Annotated in this window: 1 protein-coding gene; it reads left to right on the top strand. The window is 67.7% G+C overall.

Annotated elements, in window-relative coordinates; genetic code table 11:
- Positions 1 to 1,466 (top strand): acyl-CoA dehydrogenase family protein (locus ABIC51_RS40810; protein ID WP_354007111.1); only part of this gene is annotated, 1,466 nt, incomplete at both ends.

Raw genomic sequence — 1,466 nt, 5'->3', positions numbered from 1 at the left:
CTGCAGCACCCGTCCGAATACGACGGCCAGGGGCTGCCGAAGCTGATCGCGACGCCGTGCATCGAGATGCTGAACGCGTCGAACCTGTCGTTCGCGCTGTGCCCGCTGCTGACCGACGGCGCGATCGAGGCGCTGCTGACGGCCGGCACCGACGAGCAGAAGCAGCGCTACGTGCCGAAGCTGATCTCGGGCGAATGGACCGGCACGATGAACCTGACCGAGCCGCAGGCGGGCTCGGATCTTGCGCTGGTGCGTTCGCGCGCCGAACCGCAGGGCGACGGCACGTACAAGGTGTTCGGCACGAAGATCTTCATCACGTGGGGCGAGCACGACATGGCGGACAACATCGTCCACCTGGTGCTGGCGCGCACGCCGAACGCGCCGGAAGGCGTGAAGGGCATCTCGCTGTTCATCGTGCCGAAGTTCCTGGTCAACGACGACGGCTCGCTCGGCGCGCGCAACGACGTGCACTGCGTGTCGATCGAGCACAAGCTCGGGATCAAGGCGAGCCCGACGGCGGTGCTGCAATATGGCGACCACGGCGGCGCGATCGGCTATCTGATCGGCGAAGAGAACCGTGGCCTCGAATACATGTTCATCATGATGAACGCGGCGCGCTTCGGCGTCGGGATGCAGGGGATCGGCGTGGCCGACCGCGCGTACCAGAAGGCTGCGGAATTCGCGAAGGAGCGCGTGCAGAGCCGCCCGGTGGACGGATCGGCCAAGCAGTCGGTGACGATCATCCATCACCCGGACGTGCGCCGGATGCTCGGCACGATGCGCGCGCTGACCGAAGGCGCGCGCTCGCTGGCGTACGTGGCCGCCGCGCACAGCGACATTGCCCACCGCCATTCGGACGAGGCGACGCGGGCGCGTCATCAGGCAATCTACGAATATCTGGTGCCGGTCGTGAAGGGCTGGAGCACGGAGATGGTGAACGACGTGGCGAGCCTGGGCGTGCAGGTGCACGGCGGGATGGGTTTCATCGAGGAAACCGGCGCGGCGCAGTATTACCGCGATGCGCGGATCCTGGCGATCTACGAAGGCACGACGGCGATCCAGGCGAACGACCTGGTGGGCCGCAAGACGCTGCGCGACGGCGGTGCGGTGGCGAAGGCGCTGATCGCCGAAATCGGCGAGACTGTCGCGGCGCTGGGCAAGCTGGACGGTGCGGCGGCCGCGTCGATGAAGGTGCAGCTGGAGAAGGGCGCGAAGGCGCTGTCGTCGGTGGTGGATTACGTGCTGGCGAACGCGAAGCAGGACCCGAATGCGGTGTTCGCGGGCAGCGTGCCGTACCTGAAGCTGGCGGGCGTGGTGCTGTGCGGATGGCAGATGGCGCGTGCGCTGGTGGTGGCCGCGCAGGCGAACCGCGCGAGCGACCCGGCGTTCTTCGGCGCGAAGATCGCGATCGCGCAGCTCTATGCGGAGCAGGTGCTGGTGCAGGCAGGCGCGCTCGAGGCGTCGAT

Origin of the sequence: Burkholderia sp. 572 (assembly GCF_040545135.1) — a bacterium.
Lineage (GTDB): Bacteria > Pseudomonadota > Gammaproteobacteria > Burkholderiales > Burkholderiaceae > Burkholderia > Burkholderia cepacia.
The sequence above is the reverse complement of the archived record's forward strand: the minus strand, read 5'-3'. Positions and strand labels throughout refer to the sequence as shown.